Source organism: Pseudomonas brassicae, from assembly GCF_010671725.1.
Classification (GTDB): Bacteria; Pseudomonadota; Gammaproteobacteria; order Pseudomonadales; family Pseudomonadaceae; genus Aquipseudomonas; species Aquipseudomonas brassicae.
On the sequence record NZ_JAAHBU010000305.1, the window covers coordinates 1 to 519 of the forward strand.

Annotated in this window: 1 protein-coding gene; it reads right to left on the reverse strand. The window is 51.3% G+C overall.

The window, feature by feature from the left end; genetic code table 11:
• On the reverse strand, positions 1–198 hold a 198-nt coding region (locus G3436_RS19525), incomplete at its 3' end, for a histone-like nucleoid-structuring protein, MvaT/MvaU family (RefSeq protein WP_338001290.1).
• Between the last annotated feature and the right edge of the window lie 321 nt (positions 199–519).

Sequence of the window (519 nt, forward strand, 5' to 3'; positions counted from 1 at the left end):
CTTGTTCAGTTTGGCTTCCGGGTCCAGCAGGGCAATGATGTCACGCAGCGATTTGGAGTATTCGCCCATCAGCTCGCGCAGTTTGGCTTCGAATTCCAGCTCTGTTTTCAGCTTGTTGTCTTCGGACAGATTCTTCAGGCGGGCCTGCAGTTCTTTGATGGCTTCTTCGGTGGCGCGATATTCGTTGATCAGGGACATGAGGTATTCCTTGGATTGAAGGGAAGCAGGACTGCGGTGTGGCAATAATAGTCAGACAGTTAATGCAAGTAAACATTAAACCTTGAACCCTGCTCAATACCTTCATAAGTGCAAGGGTATTGTGCGCACGGGAACTCTCAATTGTCCTTTCAATTGTTAAATAACTTTAATGTGAACCCCGCACGCTGCAGGGCGCCGGGCAGGCGCAGGCGCGCGACGGATACACGGTATGCAATCACTACTGCAGTTTTGCTGGGCAATCGTTAGAATACGCGCCTTTGCGAAGTCCTGGAGCCCCATTCATGCGCACCTATCGGCTGG